This window comes from Pseudomonas sp. BN606 (assembly GCF_029873115.1).
GTDB lineage: Bacteria > Pseudomonadota > Gammaproteobacteria > Pseudomonadales > Pseudomonadaceae > Metapseudomonas.
Genome location: NZ_SSOF01000074.1, coordinates 286648 through 307645, shown reverse-complemented (window position 1 = coordinate 307645; position 20998 = coordinate 286648). Strand labels below are relative to the sequence as shown.

19 protein-coding genes are annotated in these 20998 nt (G+C 63.4%); 5 read left to right on the top strand and 14 right to left on the bottom strand.

What is annotated here, in order from left to right; translation table 11 throughout:
* Positions 1–52: 52 nt before the first annotated feature.
* Positions 53–535, bottom strand: a complete 483-nt coding sequence (locus tag E8E75_RS17110; protein ID WP_120652933.1) for an Lrp/AsnC family transcriptional regulator — start codon at positions 533–535, stop codon at positions 53–55.
* Between the two features lie 132 nt (positions 536–667).
* Between E8E75_RS17110 and E8E75_RS17105 the strand changes: the two genes are divergently transcribed.
* Positions 668–1285: a LysE family translocator gene (locus tag E8E75_RS17105; RefSeq protein ID WP_120655274.1), complete on the top strand. Its 618-nt coding sequence runs from the start codon at positions 668–670 to the stop codon at positions 1283–1285.
* A 43-nt stretch (positions 1286–1328) separates the two neighbouring features.
* On the opposite strand, the gene E8E75_RS17100 is transcribed toward E8E75_RS17105, so the two are convergent.
* The 6 genes from E8E75_RS17100 to E8E75_RS17075 form a co-directional block, all read right to left on the bottom strand.
* On the bottom strand, positions 1329–2300 hold the full coding sequence (locus E8E75_RS17100; protein WP_120652932.1) for a peptide ABC transporter ATP-binding protein: 972 nt from the start codon (positions 2298–2300) through the stop codon (positions 1329–1331).
* A complete protein-coding gene (locus E8E75_RS17095; protein ID WP_120652931.1) occupies positions 2297–3271 on the bottom strand; it encodes an ABC transporter ATP-binding protein in 975 nt (324 codons plus the stop codon). Before E8E75_RS17095 ends, E8E75_RS17100 begins: the two co-directional genes overlap by 4 nt.
* 141 nt (positions 3272–3412) lie before the next feature.
* Positions 3413–4309: an ABC transporter permease subunit gene (locus E8E75_RS17090; RefSeq protein ID WP_120652930.1), complete on the bottom strand. Its 897-nt coding sequence runs from the start codon at positions 4307–4309 to the stop codon at positions 3413–3415.
* A gap of 20 nt (positions 4310–4329) precedes the next feature.
* Entirely contained in the window at positions 4330–5340 is a 1011-nt protein-coding gene (locus E8E75_RS17085; RefSeq protein ID WP_120652929.1) for an ABC transporter permease subunit, read from the bottom strand.
* A gap of 203 nt (positions 5341–5543) precedes the next feature.
* A complete protein-coding gene (locus tag E8E75_RS17080) occupies positions 5544–7118 on the bottom strand; it encodes an ABC transporter substrate-binding protein (RefSeq protein ID WP_280359456.1) in 1575 nt (524 codons plus the stop codon).
* Between the two features lie 292 nt (positions 7119–7410).
* The gene (locus tag E8E75_RS17075; RefSeq protein ID WP_120652927.1) at positions 7411–7974 is read right to left on the bottom strand and encodes a cupin domain-containing protein; all 564 of its coding nucleotides are present in this window, start codon (positions 7972–7974) and stop codon (positions 7411–7413) included.
* 160 nt (positions 7975–8134) lie between these two features.
* On the opposite strand from E8E75_RS17075, the gene E8E75_RS17070 reads away from it, so the two are divergent.
* Positions 8135–9352 carry a Xaa-Pro peptidase family protein gene (locus tag E8E75_RS17070; RefSeq protein WP_153922223.1) on the top strand — a complete coding sequence of 406 codons (1218 nt, stop codon included), beginning with the start codon at positions 8135–8137 and terminating at the stop codon, positions 9350–9352.
* Between the two features lie 192 nt (positions 9353–9544).
* Here the strand turns inward: E8E75_RS17070 and E8E75_RS17065 are convergent, their stop codons facing one another.
* From E8E75_RS17065 to E8E75_RS17055, 3 genes are all read right to left on the bottom strand, one after another.
* Positions 9545–11131 (bottom strand): ABC transporter substrate-binding protein, encoded by a 1587-nt coding sequence (locus E8E75_RS17065; protein WP_120652925.1) that lies wholly within the window; start codon positions 11129–11131, stop codon positions 9545–9547.
* A gap of 198 nt (positions 11132–11329) precedes the next feature.
* Positions 11330–12931 (bottom strand): ABC transporter substrate-binding protein, encoded by a 1602-nt coding sequence (locus E8E75_RS17060; protein ID WP_120652924.1) that lies wholly within the window; start codon positions 12929–12931, stop codon positions 11330–11332.
* Positions 12932–13143: 212 nt separating this feature from the next.
* On the bottom strand, positions 13144–13860 hold the full coding sequence (locus tag E8E75_RS17055; protein WP_120652923.1) for an SIMPL domain-containing protein: 717 nt from the start codon (positions 13858–13860) through the stop codon (positions 13144–13146).
* Between the two features lie 343 nt (positions 13861–14203).
* Between E8E75_RS17055 and E8E75_RS17050 the strand changes: the two genes are divergently transcribed.
* From E8E75_RS17050 to E8E75_RS17040, 3 genes are all read left to right on the top strand, one after another.
* A complete protein-coding gene (locus E8E75_RS17050; RefSeq protein ID WP_120652922.1) occupies positions 14204–15460 on the top strand; it encodes an ATP-binding protein in 1257 nt (418 codons plus the stop codon).
* A 24-nt stretch (positions 15461–15484) separates the two neighbouring features.
* Complete coding sequence (locus tag E8E75_RS17045) at positions 15485–16045, top strand: response regulator transcription factor (protein ID WP_120652921.1); 561 nt, start codon at positions 15485–15487, stop codon at positions 16043–16045.
* 112 nt (positions 16046–16157) lie between these two features.
* On the top strand, positions 16158–17099 hold the full coding sequence (locus E8E75_RS17040; protein WP_153922226.1) for an AEC family transporter: 942 nt from the start codon (positions 16158–16160) through the stop codon (positions 17097–17099).
* A gap of 52 nt (positions 17100–17151) precedes the next feature.
* Here E8E75_RS17040 and E8E75_RS17035 read toward each other — a convergent pair whose 3' ends face one another.
* The 4 genes from E8E75_RS17035 to gatA form a co-directional block, all read right to left on the bottom strand.
* Positions 17152–17529 (bottom strand): carboxymuconolactone decarboxylase family protein, encoded by a 378-nt coding sequence (locus E8E75_RS17035; protein ID WP_120652919.1) that lies wholly within the window; start codon positions 17527–17529, stop codon positions 17152–17154.
* Positions 17530–17542: 13 nt separating this feature from the next.
* Entirely contained in the window at positions 17543–17932 is a 390-nt protein-coding gene (locus E8E75_RS17030; protein ID WP_120655273.1) for a septal ring lytic transglycosylase RlpA family protein, read from the bottom strand.
* A gap of 56 nt (positions 17933–17988) precedes the next feature.
* Complete coding sequence (gene gatB / locus E8E75_RS17025; RefSeq protein ID WP_120652918.1) at positions 17989–19434, bottom strand: Asp-tRNA(Asn)/Glu-tRNA(Gln) amidotransferase subunit GatB; 1446 nt, start codon at positions 19432–19434, stop codon at positions 17989–17991.
* 108 nt (positions 19435–19542) lie between these two features.
* Positions 19543–20994: an Asp-tRNA(Asn)/Glu-tRNA(Gln) amidotransferase subunit GatA gene (gatA, locus tag E8E75_RS17020; protein ID WP_120652917.1), complete on the bottom strand. Its 1452-nt coding sequence runs from the start codon at positions 20992–20994 to the stop codon at positions 19543–19545.
* Positions 20995–20998 lie beyond the last annotated feature (4 nt).

Below are 20998 nucleotides of genomic sequence, written 5' to 3'. Positions count from 1 at the left end.
TGGGGGGGAATGAATTCGCCCCCACAGAGAAGCAGCCCGTTCGCGCGGCAGGTCATTTCGGCAGGTGGTTCAACGGTAGCGGCGAGGGCGCCTTCACGGTCTGTATGGCGAAATTGCTGCGGATATCGCTGACGCCGGGCAGCCTCAGCAGGGTGCCTGTGAGGAACTGCTCGTAGGCGCGCAGGTCTGGCACGACTACTTGCAGCAGGAAGTCCGATTCGCCCGATACCAGGTGCACCGAGATCACTTCGGGCAGGCTGATCACCGCTTCGCGGAAGGCGTCGGCCTGTTCCTGGCCGTGGCGTTCCACCTTGATCCCCACGAATACCGTCAAACCCAGCCCCACTTCGTCGCGGTCGAGGTTGGCGTGGTATCCGCGAATCACCCCAGCCTCTTCCAGCAATCGCACCCGGCGCAGGCACGGTGAGGCGGACAGGCCAATCTCGTCTGCCAGTTGCACGTTGGACAGGCGGCCGTCGCGCTGCAGCGCGGCGAGGATGCGGTGGTCAAGAGCATCAAGTTTAAGTTTTGGCATAATCGCTCGTAGTATGGTTCTTGATTGGCAGGAAATTTCATGAATCATGGCTTTTGCAGTCAAATACGCAAGCACCTGCCCTGGCGTTCGGCCCTAGAATTTTTCCTCCATACCTCGACCTGGAGCGAAGAAATGACTGCTTTCCTGATAGCCCTGGCAGTGGTCTACCTGTTGCCCGGTCCCGACATGATCCTCCTGCTGCAAACCGGCGCCCGCCAGGGCCGCGCCATGGCCCTGGCCACCGCACTTGGGCTGGCGCTGGCGCGCAGTTGCCATGTGGCGCTCGCCGGCCTCGGGCTGGCGGTGCTGTTCCGCTCCGCGCCCTGGACTTTCGACCTCGTGCGCCTGGCTGGTGCTGCCTACCTGCTCTGGCTGGGGGTAAAGCTGTTCCAGGCGGAGACTTCGGCATTGGTGGTGGAAGGCGCGCGTCAGTCCTCGCGGGCGTATGGGCAGGCGCTGCGGCGAGGTCTGTTGACCAATCTGCTCAATCCCAAGGCGCTGGTTTTCTGTTCCGTGCTGTTGCCGCAGTTTGTCAGCCCGGCTGATGGACCATTGGGGCTGCAGTTCGCGCTACTCGGCGTGGTGCTGGTGGCGGCGGGACTGGTTTTCGATTCGGCCTATGCGCTGGCCGGGGAAGGACTGGGCCGCTGGCTGGGGCGCCGCCCGCTGGTACAGCGGGTGCAGCAGTGGCTGTTCGGTGGAGTGCTGGTGGGGTTTGGGGTGAGGTTGGCGGTGCTGCGGGATCTGTAGGGGCGAATTCAATCGCCCCTACAAGGGTTTCCTGATCAACCCCTTAACCGTTGATGCTCTCCGCGTTGTGGCAGGCCACCTGGCGAGCGTCGAGCAGGCGCAGCTCCGGTACTTCCACCTTGCAGCGCTCGGTCGCGTAAGGGCAGCGCTTGTGGAAGGCGCAGCCGGACGGCGGGTTTAGCGGGTTGGGCAGTTCGCCGGCGATCTTGATCTTCGGCTTGCTCGGGTCCGGATGAATCGCCGGTGTGGCCGAGAGCAGGGCCTTGGTGTAAGGGTGCAGCGGACGCTCGTAGATCAGATCGCTGGGGCCCATTTCCGCCGGGCGGCCGAGGTACATCACCAGCACATCGTTGGCGACGTGGCGCACCACCGCGAGGTTGTGGGAGATGAACACGTAGCCGGTGTTGTAGCGTTCCTGCAGGTCCATGAAGAGGTTGAGTACCTGGGCCTGGATCGACACGTCGAGCGCCGAGGTGGGCTCGTCCGCCACAAGCACCTTGGGATTGAGCATCATGGCCCGGGCCAGTGCGATGCGCTGGCGCTGGCCGCCGGAGAACATGTGCGGGTAGCGCTGGTAATGCTCAGGGCGCAAGCCCACCTGCTGCATCATCGCCTGCACCTGCTCGCGGCGTTCCACGCGGGACAGGCCGGAGTTGATGACCAGCGGTTCTGCCAGCTGATCGCCGATCTTCTGCCGCGGGTTGAGCGACGCGTAGGGATTCTGGAAGACCATCTGCACATCGCGGCGCAGTTGTTTGCGTTCGTCCTTGCTGGCCCCCGCCACTTCACGGCCGGCGATCTGCAGCGAGCCGGAGGAGGGTTCTTCGATCAAGGTCAGGGCACGGGCCAGGGTTGATTTGCCGCAGCCGGATTCGCCGACCACGGCCAGCGTACGGCCGGCCTGCAGTTCGAAGGACACACCGTTGAGGGCGCGCACCAGGGCATGGGGCTTGAACAGGCCCCGCGAGACTTCGTAGTGGCGGGTCAGTTCGCGGGCGGTCAATACGGCACTCATCGCGCCACCTCGATCAGGTTAAGGGGGTAGAAGCAGCGCACGGCACCATGGGCGTGCGGGTCCAGGCTCGGACGCTGGGCCACGCAGTTGGGCTGGCTGTAAGGGCAGCGCGGCGACAGCAGGCAGCCGTGTGGCCGGTCATAGCGTCCGGGGACGATGCCAGGCAGCGTCGACAGGCGGTGGGCGCCCAGGCTGTGCTCGGGAATCGCCTTGAGCAGGGCTTCGGTATAGGGGTGGGTGGGCTCGTCGAACAGGCGCGGCACCTCGCCGATTTCCACGGCCTGACCGGCGTACATCACGCAGACGCGGTCAGCGGTTTCGGCCACCACCGCCAGGTCATGGGTGATCAGCACCAGGGCCATGCCCTGGTCACGTTGCAGGTCCAGCAGCAGGTCCATGATCTGCGCCTGGATGGTCACGTCGAGTGCCGTCGTGGGTTCGTCGGCGATCAGCAGCTTGGGCTCGGCAGCGATGGCCATGGCAATGGCCACGCGCTGACTCATGCCGCCGGAAAGCTGGTGCGGGTAAGCATCGAGGCGGCTGGCGGCGCCGGGGATTTCCACCCGTTCCAGCAACTCCAGGGCGCGCTGGCGAGCAGCCTTGCCCTTCAGCCCGAGGTGCTGGCGCAGCACTTCCTCGATCTGGAAGCCTACGGTGTAGCTGGGATTGAGGGCGGTCATCGGGTCCTGGAAGACCATCGCCAGGTCCTTGCCGACGATATGGCGACGCTGCCGACCCTTGAGCTTGAGCATGTCGTGACCGTCGAAGCGCAGGCTGTCGGCGGTGATACGACCGGGGGCATCGATCAGCCCCATCAGGGCCATCATGGTGACCGACTTACCCGAGCCGGACTCGCCGACGATGGCCAGCACCTCGCCCTTGTTCACCGAGATGTCGAGGCCATCCACCACCGGGACGGCGTTGGCGTCGCCGAAGCGCACGCTGAGGTTCTTGATTTCAAGGAGGCTCATACGGCGGTCTCCAGGCAATGCGCAACGCTTGAACGCGACGTTGTAGGAGCGAGCTTGCTCGCGAAGGGGGGCTGCAGGTTCGCCAGCAAGCTGGCGCCTACGAGAAGCCGGCGCGGAACGGAGATTCTCATGGCGGGCTCCTCAGACTGCATTCTTGAGTTTCGGGTCCAGCGCATCGCGCAGGCCGTCGCCCATCAGGTTGATCGCCAGCACGCTGAGCAGGATGGTCAGGCCAGGCAGCGAAACCACCCACCAGGCGCGTTCGATGTAGTCGCGCGCGGAGGCCAGCATGGTGCCCCACTCGGGAGTGGGCGGCTGCACGCCAAGGCCGAGGAAGCCCAGGGCGGCGGCGTCGAGGATGGCCGAGGAGAAGCTCAGGGTGGCCTGGACGATCAGCGGCGCCATGCAGTTGGGCAGCACGGTGACGAACATCAGGCGCAGCAGGCCGGCACCGGCCAGACGCGACGCGGTGACGTAGTCGCGGTTCAGCTCGCCCATCACCGAGGCGCGGGTCAGGCGCACATAGGAGGGCAGGGAGACGATGGCGATGGCGATCACGGTGTTGATCAGGCCTGGGCCGAGGATGGCGACGATGGCCACGGCCAGCAGCAGCGACGGCAGGGCCAGCATGATGTCCATCACGCGCATGATCGATGGACCCAGCAGGCGCGGGAAGAAGCCTGCGAGCAGGCCGAACAGGATGCCCGGGATCAGTGACATCACCACCGAGGCCAGGCCGATCAGCAGGGACAGACGGGCCCCAAAGATCAGGCGCGAGAGCAGGTCGCGGCCGAGTTCGTCGGTGCCGAGCAGGAACTGCGCCTGTCCGCCTTCCAGCCAGACCGGTGGGGTCAGCAGGAAGTCGCGGAACTGCTCGCTCGGGTCATGGGGTGCGACCCAGGGGGCGAACAGGGCGCAGAAGACGATCAGGATCATGAAGGCGAGGCCGCCGACGGCGCCCTTGTTGTGGGCGAAGGCCTTCCAGAACTCCTTCAGCGGGGAAGGGTAGAGGATGCTCGGGTCGACCTGGGGTTGCATTGTGGTCACGTCAGGTCTCCTTAACGCTGATGACGGATGCGTGGATTAACCAGGCCGTAGAGGATGTCCACGACAAAGTTCACCACGATCACCAGGCAGGCGATCAGCAGGATGCCGTTCTGCACCACCGGGTAGTCGCGGGCACCGATGGCTTCGATCAGCCATTTACCAATGCCGGGCCAGGAGAAGATGGTTTCAGTCAGCACCGCACCCGCAAGCAGGGTGCCTACCTGCAGGCCGAAAACGGTGAGTACCGGGATCAGCGCGTTGCGCAGGCCGTGGACGAAGACCACGCGAGCCGGCGACAGGCCTTTGGCACGAGCGGTACGCACGTAGTCCTCGCGCAGCACTTCGAGCATCGCCGAACGGGTCATGCGGGCGATCACCGCCAGGGGGATGGTGCCCAGTACGATGGCGGGCAGGATCAGGTGGCGCAGGGCGTCGACGAAGGCACCTTCCTCTTCGGAATACAGGGTGTCGATGAGCATGAAGCCGGTTCTCGGCTCGATGTCGTAGAGCAGGTCGATGCGCCCTGATACTGGCGTCCAGCCCAGCCACACGGAGAAGAACATGATCAGCAGCAGGCCCCACCAGAAGATCGGCATCGAGTAGCCCGCCAGGGAAATGCCCATCACCCCGTGGTCGAATAGCGAGCCTCGCTTCAAGGCGGCGATCACGCCTGCAAGCACGCCGAGGGTGCCGGAGAAGATCAGCGCAGCGATGGCCAGTTCCAGGGTAGCGGGGAACAGCGTGAGGAACTCGTTCCAGACGCCTTCGCGAGTACGCAGCGATTCACCCAGGTCGCCCTGCGCCAGCTTGCCGATGTAGTCCAGGTACTGTTCCGGCAACGGTTTGTTGAGACCGAGGCGTTCCATGGCCTGGGCGTGCATTTCCGGGTCGACCCGACGTTCACCCATCATCACTTCCACCGGGTCGCCGGGAATCAGGCGGATCAGGGCGAAGGTGAGCAAGGTGACGCCGAAGAAGGTGGGGATCAGAAGTCCCAGTCGGCGTGCAATGAAACTCAGCATTTGGGCGAATCACTCCTCATCTTTGTAATGCTGGTCAGCGTCCTGACCATTCCCTGCAGTTTAGGCCGCATAGGTAAAGGCGCCGGTCCGATGGGAACGGGAAGGCGGCGCTTTGCGTTTGTGGTGGCAGGTGAGATTGGCCTCGGCCGGTCTACTCGCCGACTTGAGGTTGCGAAGGAGGCCGGTTCCCCGGCCTCGATCACTCAGCGTCCGTTGGAAACGCCATAGAAGCTGTTGCGTCCGAAGGGGCTGATCAGGAAGTCCTTCACGCTGGCGCGCATCGGTTGATAGACCGTGGAGTGCGCGATGGGGGTGATCGGTACCTGTTGCTGCAGGACGTGCTGGGCCTGCTTGTAGAGTTCGGTACGTTTCTCGACGTCGGCGGTGGCCTTGGCCGCTTTTACCAGCTTGTCGTAGCGGGCGTCGCACCATTTGGAGAAGTTGTTGCCGTCCACCGAGTCGCAGCCATAGAGCGTGCCCAGCCAGTTGTCCGGGTCACCGTTGTCGCCGGTCCAGCCGATCAGCATGGCGTCGTGCTCGCCGGCATGGGCGCGCTTGATGTACTCGCCCCATTCGTAGCTGACGATGCGCGCCTTGATGCCGATCTTCGCCCAGTCGGCCTGGAGCATTTCGGCCATCAGCTTGGCGTTGGGGTTGTACGGACGCTGAACCGGCATCGCCCAGAGGGTGATCTCGGTGCCTTCGGCAACGCCGGCGGCTTTCAGCAGTTCCTTGGCCTTTTCCGGGTTGAAGTCGCGGTCCTTGATGGATTCGTCATAGGACCACTGGGTCGGCGGCATGCCGTTCACGGCCAGTTGCCCAGCGCCCTGGTAGACGGCGTCGATGATGGCTTTCTTGTTCACCGCCATGTCCAGCGCCTGGCGCACTTCGAGTTTGTCGAAGGGCGCGCGGGTGACGTTGTAGGCGATGTAGCCGAGATTGAAACCGGGCTCGCTCGGCACCTGCAGGTTTGGGTCCTTCTTCAGGGCCTCGATATCAGCAGGACGCGGGTTGAGGGTGACCTGGCATTCGCCGGCCTTGAGCTTCTGGGCACGCACCGAGGCATCGGTATTGATGGCGAAGATCAGGTTGTCGATCTTCACGTCTTGCGGTTTCCAGTAGTCCTTGTTGCCGGTGAAGCGGATCTGCGCGTCTTTCTGGTAGCGCTTGAGCACGAAGGGGCCGGTGCCGATGGGCTTCTGGTTGATGTCGGCGGCCTTGCCGGCCTTGAGCAACTGGTCGGCATATTCGGCGGACTGGATCGCGGCGAAGTTCATCGCCAGGTTCTGGATGAAGGCAGCGTCCACGTCGTTCAGGGTGAAGGCCACGGTCATGTCGTCGACCTTCTCCACCTTGGCGATGTTCTTGTCCAGACCCATGTCGGTGAAGTAGGGGAACTCGGTGGGGTACGCCTTGCGGAACGGGTGGTCCTTGTCGAGCATGCGCTGGAAGGTGAAGAGCACGTCGTCGGCGTTGAACTCGCGGGTCGGCTTGAAGTAGTCGGTGGTGTGGAACTTCACGCCGGGGCGCAAGTGGAAGACGTAGCGCTTGCCGTCTTCACTGATGTCCCAACTGCTGGCCAGGGTCGGTTCGACCTTGGTGCTGCCGCGCTGGAACTGGGCCAGGCGGTTGAAGATGGTTTCCGAGGTCGCATCGAAGTCGGTGCCGGTGGTGTATTGGCCCGGATCGAAGCCGGCGGGGCTGCCTTCGGAGCAGAAGACCAGGTTGCTGGCGGCGTGGGTGAAGCCGGAGCCGAGGAGCAGACCGGCGGCGATCATGGTCTTGAACTTGGTTTTCTGACGCATGCGAACCTCGTTGTTGTTGTTCTGAGGGCGGCGTTTCAGGTGGTCGAAGCCTGTGGTGTCCGTTGCACCTGACCCTGCGGCTTCGTGGGCCGCAGGCTGCCCGTCATTCGCGAGCCGAGGGGCCGGATGCCGGCGTACCCGGGCGGGCGATGGCGGCGAATGGGAAAGGGATGCTTGCGCCTCCGCCGGCCGAGGCCGAACTTAAGTGATGCTGAAATTAAGGTCAACTTAAATTCAGTGCTGCTTACTTCCGGGAACTGGCCGGTCAGGGCGTGGGATGGTCGTCGAAAAGACCCATGGTGGTGACGGTCAGAACCTCGGCGACTTCGTCGCCGGAATTGGCGAGGAAATGCGGCTTGGCGGCATCGAAATGGACCGAATCGCCTGGGCCGAGCGGGTAGTTGCGACCTTCGATGGTGTACACGATCTGTCCGGTCAGCACATAGGCGAACTCGGAGCCTTCGTGGGAAATGAGTTCGGACTGGTAACCCACCGGCATGCTCATCTTCACTGCATTGATGAGGTTGCCGGGGAAGTTGCTGGACAGGCGCTCGTAGGCCAGCGGCTGGCCGCCGATGGTGTAGCGCACGCGCTGACCGTGGTGGGAATCGGGCTGGTGCTGGACGGGCTGGTCGAACAGGGCGTTGAGTGGAATCCCCAGCGATCTGGCGATGTTCGCCAGGGAGGAGATCGACACACCGGTGAGGTTGCGTTCCGCCTGGGACAGGAAACTGGCCGTGAGACCCGACTCGGCGGCGACTTGGTTCAGGGTCTTGTTGGCGGCGCGGCGATAGCGGCGCAACCGTTCGCCGATCTGTTCTACGGTCATTGGCGTGGCTCTTGTTCTGAAGGGCGCCAGTATAACGGGCGGCGCATTGTAGAAAAGGCTTGTCGCCTTATTGAAATTAAGTGGGACTGAAAATTGGCGTTGACGATAATTTAAGTGGAACTTAAATTCGGCGCACTGCAACACGACTCGGGAGAACAACATGACAGTAGGTGTAGGCGGCAAGACTTCGGAACAGGCACTGGCTGGCCTGTCGAGCATGGTCGCGGGAATGGGCCCGATCGGCCTCGGCGAGTACCAGGCACGCATTGCCAAGGCCCAGGGCCTGATGCGTGACCAGGGCATCGCGGCCATCTACCTGAATGCCGGCAGCAACCTGCGCTACTTCACCGGGGTTAAGTGGAGCCCGAGCGAACGCATGGTCGGCGCCGTGCTCCCTGCCAATGGCCAACTGGCCTATATCGCCCCAGCGTTCGAGGAGGGCACCATTCGCGATTTTCGCGAGGTGGACGGTGTTATCCACACCTGGCAGGAACACGAGAGCCCCTATCGCCTGCTGCTGGAGATGCTGGTCGGCATGGGCATCGCTGCCGACGCCAAGGTTGGTCTGTGTCCGTCGCTGGCCTTCTTCATGTACGACGGTATCCGCCGCCTCGACTCGGGCTTCGATTTCATCGATGCAGCCTGTGTGATCAACCCCTGCCGCTTCCACAAATCCGCGACCGAGCTGGCGCTGATGCAGCGCGCCAAGGACATGACCCTGGAAGTGCACAAAGCTGCCGCGAGCATCCTGCGCGAGGGCATCAGCACCACCGAAGTTGCCGAGTTCATCCACCAGGCGCACCGCAAGGTGGGCGCGCCGGGTTCGACGTTCTGCATCGTGCTGTTCGGTGAGGCCAGCGCGTTTCCACACGGCGTGAAGCATGCGCAGGTACTCAAGGACGGCGACATGGTGCTGATCGACACCGGTTGCCAGCTCCATGGCTATCAATCGGATATCACTCGCAGCTACGTGTTCGGGACACCGAGCGAACGCCAGCGCGCCCTGTGGAACACCGAGAAGGCCGCACAGCAGGCCGCCTTCGACGCCGCACGTCTGGGTGAGCCCTGCGCGGTGGTGGACGCTGCGGCCCGCCGCAGCCTGGAGGCTGCCGGTCTGGGCCCGGACTACCAACTGCCCGGCCTGCCCCATCGCACTGGTCACGGTATCGGAATGGATATCCATGAAGGTCCCTACCTGGTACGCGGCGACACGACGCTGCTGGCCGAGGGCATGTGCTTCTCCAACGAGCCGATGATCTGCGTGCCGGGCGAGTTCGGTATTCGCCTGGAGGACCACTTCTACATGACCGCGTCCGGGCCACGCTGGTTTACCCAGCCGAGCCATTCCATCGACGATCCGTTCGGGTTGGAGGCCTGAGGGCAGGTCTTCGACCTGCTTTCGCGACTGAGGTCGCTCCCACGGGGACAGTGCAAGGCTGAGCGCCGGCACGGACGCCCTCCTCGCCCTCTGGGAGAGGGCTGGGGTGAGGGAGGTCGAGGTCCGCTCTGACTCTGAAGGGCAGGCCTGTGGTCTGCTTGGCGAATGAATTCGCCTCTACAGGGAAACGGTCTACGGGTTCACCTTAACCCGCGCGAAATTGTTCGATCCCATCGGGTTCAGCTGGAACCCCTCCACGCCTTTGCGCACAGCAGCGAACTGCTTGGGATGCGCGAGGGGAATCCACGGCGCCTGTTCGTGGAAGATCGCCAGGGCCTGGCGATAGAGCTCTGCGCGCCGGGTCGGATCGGTGATGGCGCGGGCCTCGCGGATCAGGCCGTCGAATTCCTGGTTGCACCAGCCGGCCTGGTTCTCACCGGACTTCGCCGCTGCGCAGGACAGGTTCGGCGTGAGGAAGTTGTCCGGGTCGCCGTTGTCGCCAGCCCAGCCCATGAACACCAGGTCGTGTTCACCGTTCTTGGCGCGCTTGATCAGCTCGCCCCATTCATACACACGAATCTCCGCCTTGATGCCGATCGCGGCCAGATCGGCTTGGAGCATCTGTGCGCCAATGCCGGGATTGGGGTTGGTCGGGCCACCGCCGGGGCGGGTCCAGATGGCGAGTTTGAAGCCATCCTTGTGACCGGCCTCAGCCATTAGCTGCCGCGCCTTCGCCGGGTCGTGGGGCCACGGCACGATCTTGTCGTTGAAGCCCAGCAGGGTGGCCGGGTACGGCGCAACGGAGAGGCTCGCGTTGCCCTCGCCGAACTGTGCGCGCAAGTAAGCACGAGTGTCGAAGGCCAGGTTGATGGCCTGGCGCACACGGACGTCATCCAGCGGGGGATGGCGGGTGTTGATGCCGACGTAGGCAGTGAGCAGGGAGTCCAGCTCAAGCACTTGCAGCTCCGGCTCCTGGCGCAGGCCGGCGATGTCCGTGGGGCGTGGGTAGACCGCTATATGACAGGCGTCGGCCTTGAGCTGCTGTACGCGTACATTGGGATCGGGGGTGATGGCGAACAGCAGTTTCTCCACCGCTGGCTTGCCTGCCCAGTACGTCGGGTTGGCATGGAAACGGATCTGCGCATCCTTTCGGTAGCGCTCGAAGACGAAGGGGCCAGTCCCTACCGGCTCGCGGTTGAGCTGGTCCGTCTTGCCGGCTTTCAGCAACTGGTCGGCGTATTCGGCGGAATAGATGGAGGTGAAGCCCATGGCCAGGTCGGCCAGGAAGGGCGCCTCGGGGTGTTTCAGGGTGAAGCGTACGCGGTGCTCGCCGAGTTTCTCGATGCGCTCGATCAACTGGGCGAAGGCCATGGATTCGGCATAGGGGAATCCGCGCGGGGACAGCTTGTGCCAGGGATGCCTGGGGTCCAGTTGGCGCTGGAAGCTCCAGAGCACGTCGTCGGCGTTGAACTCGCGGCTGGGGGTGAACCAGGGCGTGCTGTGGAAGGTGACTCCCTTGCGCAGCTCGAACTCGTAGGCCAGGCCGTCCGGGCTGATGCTCCAGCTTTCCGCCAGGCCCGGTTGCAGCCGGGTGCTGCCGGGAGCGAACTGCACCAGGCGGTCGAAGACGGTTTCGGCGGAGGCATCGGCCGTGGTGGCGGCGGTGTACTGGACGATATCGAAGCCCTCGGGGCTGGCTTCGGTGCAGACCACCAGGGACTGGCTGGCCATTGAATAGAGGGGAAGGCACAGAGCGAGGGACAACAGGCTTCGGCGCATCGGACTTCCTTGATGGGGTAAACGAAACGGAGCCCGAACAGGCGGTGTGAAAATTGCTGCGCTTGGTGATGCTGCGTTGAAGACCGCCTCAAAATGCTCATTTACAACTCGTAAACTGTGCTTTTTCGGCGGTCTTCGCTTTGCCTGACCTTCGCTCGCGACGTTTTCACATAGCCTGTGAAGGCCCCGTTTGCCGGCTTACTTGCCGACGCTCACGCCATAGAAGGAGTTGAGCGCGAACGGGCTGATCTTGAAGTCCTGCACGTTCTTGCGCATCGGTTGGTAGACCGTGGAGTGGGCGATCGGGGTGATCGGCACGTTGTCCTTGAGGATGTGCTGGGCCTGCTTGTACATCTCGGTACGCTTGGCCTGATCCGGAGTGGCCTTGGCTTGCTTGATCAGCTTGTCGTAGCTGGCGTCGCACCACTTGGAGAAGTTGTTGCCGTCGACAGCGTCGCAACCGTAGAGGGTACCCAGCCAGTTGTCCGGGTCACCGTTGTCGCCGCTCCAGCCGATCAGCATGGCGTCGTGCTCGCCGCCCTTGGCGCGCTTGATGTACTCGCCCCATTCGTAGGTGACGATCTTGGCCTTGATGCCTACCTTGGCCCAGTCGGACTGAAGCATTTCGGCCATCAGCTTGGCGTTAGGGTTGTACGGACGCTGAACCGGCATGGCCCAGAGGGTGATTTCGGTGCCTTCGGCAACGCCGGCGGCTTTCAGCAGTTCCTTGGCCTTCTCCGGGTTGTAGCCGGCGTCCTTGATGGACTCGTCGTAGGACCACTGGGTCGGCGGCATGCCGTTCACGGCCAGTTGGCCAGCGCCCTGGTAGACGGCGTCGATGATGGCTTTCTTGTTTACTGCCATGTCCAGCGCCTGGCGCACTTCAAGCTTGTCGAACGGCTTGTGGGTGACGTTGTAGGCGATGTAGCCGAGGTTGAAGCCCGGCTGCGACGGCATGTTCAGGTTGGCGTCTTTCTTCAGCGAATCCAGGTCGGCCGGACGCGGGAAGAGGGTGACCTGGCATTCGCCAGCCTTGAGCTTCTGCATGCGCACCGAGGCGTCGGTGTTGATGGCGAAGATCAGGTTGTCGATCTTCACCTCGCCCGGCAGCCAGTAGTCCTTGTTGCCCTTGAAGCGAATCTGCGCGTCTTTCTGGTAACGGCTGAACACGAACGGGCCGGTGCCGATGGGCTTCTGGTTGATGTCGGCGGCCTTGCCGGCCTTCAACAACTGGTCGGCGTATTCGGCGGACTGGATGGAGGCGAAGCTCATGGCCAGGTTCTGGATAAAGGCTGCATCCACGCCATTGAGGGTGAACTTGACGGTGTTGTCGTCGACCTTCTCCACCTTGGCGATGTTGGCGTCCATGCCCATGTCGGTGAAGTAGGGGAATTCGGTGGGGTACGCCTTGCGGAACGGGTGGTCCTTGTCGAGCATGCGCTGGAAGGTGAAGAGCACGTCGTCGGCGTTGAATTCGCGGGTCGGCTTGAAGTAGTCGGTGGTGTGGAACTTCACGCCCTTGCGCAGGTGGAAGGTGTAGCTGAGGCCATCGGGGGATACGTCCCACTTCTCGGCCAGGCCCGGGATAACCGCGGTACCGCCACGCTCGAACTGGGTCAGGCGGTTGAATACGGTTTCAGCGGCGGCGTCGAAGTCGGTGCCGGTGGTGTATTGGCCCGGGTCGAAACCGGCGGGGCTGCCTTCGGAGCAGAACACCAGGTTGCTTGCAGCACTGGCGAAAGGTGCGCTGGCGATCAGCCCAGCGGCGACAAGTGCCTGGATGACGGCGTTTTTACGCATGTTGACCTCATGTTTATTCTGTTTGTCATCTTGAGGGGCCCTTTGTGAGGGCCTTGCGAGAAGCTATGCAGGGCATATGCCCGACGCAATAGCTGGACCGGAAAGAGTGTAGTAGGTGGAATAAAGCTGTAAGGCCTTGTCGCAATTCTGCAAATCCAGGCCGCGGGCGAGGGGAGGGCGCTGCCCCGCAAACGGCAGCGCCCAGCGCCTGATCAGGGCATCTGCACTTCGATGGTGCCGTCTGCACTGACGCTGACGCGGCTGGTGCCGGCTTCGATCTCGGGGGCGGCGGCGCCATCGGCGTAACCCTTGGCAGCCATGGCACGCATCATGATCGGCTGTGGCGGCTGGAAGCCGGCGCTGTTCAGGCTCAGGTTGACCAGCTTGTAGCCCTTGCCGCCGAGGGCGTCGGTAGCCAGTTGTGCGCGGGCTTTAAAGGCGTCCACGGCCTGTTTGATCAGATCGTCTTCGTGGGTCTTGCGGGTCTTCTCGGCGATGCTGAAGTTCATCCCCGCCATCTTCAGGTCACCCAGCATATCGGCGCTGAGCTGGGACAGGGTGGCGAAGTCGGCACTCTCCAGGCGAAGTTCCGCGCGCTCGCGCCAGGCGGTGATCTTCTGGCCTTTCTCGTCGTACACCGGGTAGCTGTTGCGGCTGCCCAGGCTGACGGTCACGCCCTTGGCCTTGCGGGCCTTTTCCACGGCGGCGTTGAGGGTGCGGGTGATCTCGTCGGCGAGCTTGGCCGGGTCGGTGTTCTGCGACTCGCTATAAAGAGTGACGTGCATCAGGTCATGGGCCACTTCCTGGCTGACCTCGGCACGTACGGCTACCTGGTTGTAGTGCACATCGTCGGCCGCCTGGGCCGAGAGGCTGCCAAGGCTGGCGGCGCAAAGGGCAAGGGCGGCGGCGAGGCGAGTGAACTTGGGCATGACGACTCCTTGTGGGACAGGTTTCCGCGCGGGTTGCGCGGTGTTTCTCCGTATTGGACGAGGGTAAACGGCCATTCGGGTTAACGGCGACGCAAATTGACCAGAAATCGGGACGGTTGTTCCAGCCAATGCTGGCTTTCTGATTGTGGGGGAGTTCATTCGCCAGGCAGGCCGCAGGTCTGCCCTGGGAAGTCGAGGGGGCAGCTGCGCCTTCCTTGGCGAATGGGTTCGCTCCTACAGAAGTTCCATTGCCGCCCCGGCGTGGACTCACTGCGGCGAGTTGCCGCACAGAGGCGGGCCGAGGTGTGCCTTGGTTATACTCCGGCGATTCCTGGGAGTGCACATGCTAGAACCCGTACAACTTCTGTCTGCCAGCCGCCAGAACCTACTGCGGCTGACCCTGATTCGCATCCTCGTCCTGGCCGCCCAGGCCGGTTCGGTAGGACTTGCCTACAAGGCCCAGCTGCTGCAATTGCCCTGGATCGCTCTGAGCCTGACTCTCGGGGTCTCGCTGGTACTTTGCGTCGGCACGGCCTTGCGTCTGCGCGGCCCCTGGCCGGTGACGGAGCTGGAGTACTCCGTCCAACTCGGCTTCGACCTGGTTATCCACAGTGTGCTGCTGTACTTCTCGGGGGGCTCCACCAACCCCTTCGTTTCCTATTACCTGGTGCCGCTGACCATCGCCGCGGCGACCCTGCCCTGGCTCTACACCCTGACCCTCTCCGGTCTCGCGTTGGCGGCGTACACCCTGCTGCTGGTGTTGTTCCATCCGTTGGAGATGCCTACTGGCCAGCGTGAGTCCCTGCTGATTTACGGCATGTGGCTGAGCTTTGCCCTGGCGGCGGCGCTGATCACCTTCTTCGTCGCCCGCATGGCCGACGAACTGCGTCGACAGGACCAGTTGCAGGCGGTGCGCCGTGAAGAAAGCATGCGCGACCAGCAGTTGCTGGCCGTGGCCACCCAGGCCGCTGGCGCTGCCCACGAGCTGGGCACCCCGCTGGCGACCATGAGCGTGCTACTCAAGGAGCTGCGCCAGGAGCATGGCGACAAGCCCAGCCTGCAGGACGACCTGGCCCTGTTGCAGGAGCAGGTGATGCTATGCAAGGACACCTTGCAGCACTTGGTGCGTGCTGCCGAAGCTGATCGTCGCCAGGCGGTGGTGGAACAGTCGGTGATCGAGTGGCTGGAAGTCACCCTCAACCGCTGGCACCTGATGCGTCCGGAAGCCACCTACCGCTACCAGTGCATGGGACTTGGCGTGGCGCCCCGGTTGAAACCGCCGGCAGACCTGTCCCAGGCATTGCTGAACCTGCTAAACAACGCCGCCGATGCCTGCCCGGAAAAGCTCGACATTCGCGTCAACTGGGACCACCAGTGGATGGTACTGACCATCCGCGACCATGGCGCCGGCGTCCCCCTGGCTATTGCCGAGCAACTGGGGCGGCCATTCTTTACCACCAAGGGCAAGGGTTTCGGTCTTGGTCTGTTCCTGAGCCAGGCCAGCGTTACCCGTGCCGGCGGTACGGTTAAACTTTATAACCATGAAGAAGGCGGCACCCTGACTGAGTTGCGCCTGCCGCGCAGTTACGGCGTCGCCTGAGTGCCTTGACGAAGAGGAAGCGAGATGACTGACGAACCCCTGATCGAAGGCGAAGAACAACCCCATCTGCTGCTGGTGGACGATGATGCCACCTTCACCCGCGTGATGGCCCGGGCCATGGCCCGCCGCGGGCTGCGCGTAACGGTCGCGGGCTCCGCCGAAGAAGGCCTGCTGCTGGCCAAGGACGACCTGCCCGACTACGCCGTGCTGGACCTGAAGATGGACGGCGATTCCGGCCTGGTGCTGCTGCCCAAGCTGCTCGAGCTGGATGCGGAGATGCGCGTGGTGATCCTCACCGGCTATTCGAGCATCGCCACCGCTGTGGAAGCCATCAAGCGCGGTGCCACCAACTACCTGTGCAAGCCTGCCGACGCCGACGACGTTCTGACCGCGCTGCTCTCCGAGCATGCCGACCTGGACAGCCTGGTGCCGGAAAACCCGATGTCGGTGGACCGCCTGCAGTGGGAGCACATCCAGCGTGTGCTGGCCGAGCATGATGGCAACATCTCCGCCACCGCCCGTGCCTTGGGCATGCACCGCCGGACCTTGCAGCGCAAGCTGCAGAAGCGTCCCGTGCGCCGCTGACCCTTCATTGCTCGCTCTTTGTGGGGGTGAGTGAATTCGCCCCCACAAGGTAATTTCCTTTCCGCCCTTGGTATCCTTAGCCGCCTAACTATTCCCTCCGCCAAGGTTCGCCATGCTCGCCGTCGTTCAGCAGACCCTCAGCATCACCGCTCCGGTGTTCTCCATGCTGTTCCTGGGCGTGGGTCTCAAGCGCCTCGGCTGGATCGACGATTCCTTCGTCAACACTGCATCGTCACTGGTGTTCAAGGGCACGATGCCGACGCTGCTGTTCCTCGGGATCGTCCAGGCGGACCTGCGCACGGCGTTGCAGCCGGCGCTCATCGCCTATTTCGTTGCGGCGACCATCGTCTGTTTCCTGATCGGCTGGGGCTGGGCGATCCTGCGCTGCCCGGCAGAGGATCGCGGCATCTACACGCAGGGCGCCTTCCGCGGCAACAACGGCATCATCGGCCTGGCCCTGGCCACCAGCATGTACGGCGACTACGGCCTGTCGGTGGGTAGCATCCTCGGCGCGGTAGTGATCCTCAGCTACAACACGCTCTCTTCGATCGTACTGGCGATCTACAGTCCGAATGCCAAGAGCGACCCGCTGAGCCTTGCCAGAAGCATCATCAGCAACCCTCTGATCATCGGTGTGCTGGCAGCCGTTCCGGTCGCCTACTGGCAATTGCCGCTGCCGAAATGGCTGATGACGTCGGGCGAGTACTTCGCACAGATGACCCTGCCGCTGGCGCTGATCTGCATCGGCGGCACCCTGTCGCTGGCTTCCCTGCGTTCCAGCGGCAAGATCGCGGTCAGCGCCAGTCTGATGAAGATGGTCTGGCTGCCGATCCTGGCGACCTGCGGCGCCTGGCTGTGCGGGTTCCGCGAGGCGGACCTGGCGATCCTGTTCCTCTACTTCGCCAGCCCGACCGCTGCGGCAAGCTTCGTCATGGCCCGCGCGGTGAACGCAAACCACGAACTGGCAGCGGCCATCATCGTGATGACTACCCTGGCGGCAGTGGTAACCACCAATATCGGGCTGTTCGTGTTGCAGTGGACGGGCTGGATCTGAGAGCCAGTTTGGAGGTGGTCCGGATGAAAACCTCGAAGCGGGCGAGGGGGGATCAAGCCTTCTGGTAGTCGTCGATGACTTCCTGGGCAGCGCGGAAGGCGTCGATAGCGGCGGGAACGCCGGCGTAGACGGCGCAGTGCAGCAGCGCTTCGCGAATTTCCTCGACCGTGCAGCCATTGTTCAGTGCGCCCCGCACGTGGCCTTTCAGTTCTTGCGGGCACTTCAGTGCGGTGAGGGCAGCAAGGGTAATCAGGCTGCGGGTCTTGCGCGGCAGCCCTTCGCGGTTCCATACGCCGCCCCAGGCATGCTCATTGACGAAGTCCTGCAGCGGTTGGGTGAACTCGGTGGCATTGCCCAGGGCGCGGTCGACGAAGGCGTCGCCCATGACTTCCCGGCGCACCTGCAGGCCGGATTTGCGTTCTTCGCTCATTGTGATTCTCCAGTCAGTCGAGGGATTCCACGCGCACGGGTGCCACGCCGGCCCGCAGCATGCCCAGCCGTTCGGCAGCCTCGCGCGACAGGTCGATGATCCGGCCACGGACATGTGGGCCGCGATCGTTGATGCGAACCACCACCGTGCGGTCGTTGTTCAGGTTGGTCACCTTGACCCGGCTACCGAAAGGCAAGGTGCGGTGAGCGGCAGTGAGGGCGTGTTGGTCGAAGCGCTCGCCGCTTGCAGTGCGCTTGCCATGGTGCCGGGAACCGTAATAGGACGCCTTGCCTTCGGCGCGATAGCCATGGCCGCTTTCTCCATTGCCACTACCGAAAGGGCTCGTGCTGCAGCCAGCAAGCACAAGAGCGAACGTGGGAACCCAGAGCAGGGATCGAAACATCGTGCATGCCTCGGACAAGAAAACGCCGGGCATGCCCGGCGTCCTCAAAGGGTGTTTCAACCTTCGAGCTTCTTCTTGAGCAAATCGTTCACCTGGCCAGGGTTGGCCTTGCCCTTGGACGCCTTCATGGCCTGGCCGACGAAGAAGCCGAACATCTTCGCGCGCTTGGCTTCGTCGCTGGCGCGGTACTGTTCGACCTGAGCAGCGTTGGCGGCCAACACTTCGTCCAGCATGGATTCGATGGCGCCGCTGTCGGTGACCTGCTTCAGGCCTTTCTTCTCGATGATCTCGTCGGCGGAACCTTCGCCTGCGGCCATGGCTTCGAAGACCATCTTGGCGATCTTGCCGGAGATGGTGTTGTCCTTGATGCGCAGGATCATGCCGCCCAACTGCTCGGCGGAAACCGGCGACTGCTCGATCTCCAGGCCTTCCTTGTTGAGCAGGCTGGCCAGTTCGACCATTACCCAGTTCGCGGCGAGCTTGGCGTCACCGCAGGCCTTGAATACGGCCTCGAAGTAATCGGCCATTTCACGGCTTGCGGAGAGCACACTGGCGTCGTAGGCAGACAGGCCGAACTCGCTCTGGAAACGCTCGCGCTTCTGATTCGGGAGCTCCGGCAGCTGGCTGCGGACTTCATCGAGGAAGCTCTGCTCGATCATCACCGGCAGCAGGTCGGGGCAGGGGAAGTAACGGTAGTCGTTCGCTTCTTCCTTGCCGCGCATGGAGCGGGTTTCGTCCTTGTTCGGGTCGTACAGGCGAGTTTCCTGTATCACCTTGCCACCATCCTCGATCAGCTCGATCTGACGCTGGATCTCGTGGTTGATGGCCTTTTCGATGAAGCGGAACGAGTTGACGTTCTTGATCTCGGCGCGAGTGCCGAACGCAGCCTGGCCTTTCGGGCGAACCGACACGTTGCAGTCGCAGCGCAGGGAGCCTTCGGCCATGTTGCCGTCACAGATGCCCAGGTAGCGAACCAGGGCGTGGATGGCCTTGACGTAGGCCACCGCTTCCTTGGCACTGCGGATATCCGGCTCGGAAACGATTTCCAGCAGCGGCGTGCCGGCACGGTTCAGGTCGATGCCGCTCATGCCGTGGAAGTCTTCATGCAGGCTCTTGCCGGCGTCTTCTTCCAGGTGCGCGCGGGTAATACCGATGCGCTTGACGGTGCCGTCTTCCAGCGTGATGTCGAGGAAGCCCTTGCCGACAATCGGCAGGTCCATCTGGCTGGTCTGGTAGCCCTTGGGCAGATCCGGATAGAAGTAGTTCTTGCGGGCGAAGACGTTCTTCTCGGCGATTTCGGCGTCGATGGCCAGGCCGAACTTGCAGGCCATGCGAACCGCTTCCGCGTTCAGCACCGGCAGGGTGCCGGGCATGCCGAGGTCAACCAGGCTGGCCTGGGTGTTTGGCTCGGCGCCGAAGGTGGTGGCGCTGCCGGAGAAAATCTTCGATTGGGTGCTGAGCTGGGCATGAATTTCCAGCCCGATGACGGTTTCCCATTGCATTTGTGGTGTTCCTCAATCCTGCTGTGCCTGAGCAGTCCCTCTCCCGCCCCTTCGGGCCACCCTCTCCCTGGAGGGAGAGGGGAAAAGGACGCATGGCGTTGCCATGGCTTAGAAGCCGGCCGGAGCGCGTTTGTGCCAGTCAGTCGCTTGCTGGTACTGGTGGGCGACGTTGAGCAGGCGGCTTTCCTGGAAGTAGGGCGCCAGCAGCTGCACGCCGACCGGCAGGCCATCGATGAAGCCGGCAGGCATGGAGAGTCCCGGCACGCCCGCCAGGTTGGCGGTGATGGTGTAGATATCTTCCAGGTACTGTGCGACCGGGTCGTTGTTTTTCTCGCCGAGTTTCCAGGCCGGGTTCGGCGTAGTCGGGCCGAGGATCACGTCGACCTCATTGAAGGCGCTGATGAAGTCATTCTTGATCAGGCGGCGGATCTTCTGTGCCTTCAGGTAGTAGGCGTCGTAGTAGCCGGCCGACAGGGCGTAGGTGCCGACCATGATGCGACGCTTCACTTCGGCGCCAAAGCCTTCGGCGCGGGAGCGCTTGTACAGGTCTTCCAGGTTCTGCGGGTTCTCGCAGCGATAGCCGAAGCGCACGCCGTCGAAACGCGACAGGTTGGAGGAGGCTTCCGCCGGGGCGATCACGTAGTAGGCCGGGATGGCGTGCTGCATGTTCGGCAGGCTGATTTCCTTGACGGTGGCACCGAGCTTCTTCAGCTCTTCGACCACGGCCATCACCGCGTCGGCGATGCGACTGTCGAGGCCGGCACCGAAATACTCCTTCGGCAGGCCGATGCGCAGGCCGGCCAGCGGCTGGTTCAGGCCCGCCAGGTAGTCATCCACCGGCTGGTCGACGCTGGTGGAGTCCTTCGGATCGAAGCCGGCGATGGCGCCCAGCATCAGCGCGCAGTCCTCGGCGGTACGGGCCAGCGGTCCGCCCTGATCGAGGCTGGAGGCGTAGGCGATCATGCCCCAGCGGGAAACCCGGCCGTAGGTGGGCTTGATGCCGGTGAGGTTGGTGAAGGCGGCCGGCTGGCGAATCGAACCGCCAGTGTCGGTGCCGGTGGCAGCGGGCACCAGGCGCGCGGCGACAGCCGCGGCGGAGCCACCAGAGGAGCCGCCGGGAACGCGGTCCAGCGCCCAGGGGTTCTTCACCGCGCCGTAGTGGCTGGATTCGTTGGAGGAGCCCATGGCGAACTCGTCCATGTTCAGCTTGCCGAGGCTGACCGCGCCGGCGGCCTTGAGGCGGGCGACCACGGTGGCGTCGTAGGGAGCCTTGAAGCCGCTGAGAATCTTCGAGGCGCAGCTGGTCAGCACGCCTTCGGTGCAAAACAGGTCCTTGTGGGCGATCGGCGCGCCGAGCAGGGCGCCTTGCTCACCGGCGGAGCGCCGTGCGTCGGCTGCCTTCGCCTGTTCGATGGCCGGTTCGTCGGTGATGCTGATGAAGCTGTTCAATTGCGGATCGAGCTGGTGGATGCGCGCGAGCAGGCCGCGGGTCAGCTCTTCAGCGGAGAATTCCTTGGCGGCAAGGCCGCGGGCGATCTCGGCGAGGGTCAGTTGATGCATGGGA